Source organism: Priestia sp. SIMBA_032, assembly GCF_046535215.1.
GTDB classification, from domain to species: domain Bacteria; phylum Bacillota; class Bacilli; order Bacillales; family Bacillaceae_H; genus Priestia; species Priestia aryabhattai.
In genome coordinates, this window is record NZ_JAWRXD010000499.1 from 1 (window position 1) to 278 (window position 278).

Genomic DNA, 278 nt, shown 5'->3' on the forward strand with positions numbered 1-278 from the left:
CGTTTCCATACCGAACACGGAAGTTAAGCTCTTTAGCGCCGATGGTAGTTGGGACTTTGTCCCTGTGAGAGTAGGACGTTGCCAGGCAATTCAATAATAAAGACCCTTATTAGCCTCTTGTAAAAGAGCATAGGGGTTTTTTATTTGGAACATTCTATTATAAGTAATGAAAATAACGCTATTCGTAGCGCTTATATAGATTTTTTTTGGAGGATTAGCTCAGCTGGGAGAGCACCTGCCTTACAAGCAGGGGGTCGGCGGTTCGATCCCGTCATCCT

General features: G+C 43.9%; 1 rRNA gene. It reads left to right on the top strand.

Features of this window, described 5'->3' with window-relative positions:
- Nucleotides 1-87: ribosomal RNA gene (gene rrf, locus SB717_RS35300) — 5S ribosomal RNA — on the top strand; the annotation flags it as partial.
- Nucleotides 88-278: the final 191 nt, after the last annotated feature.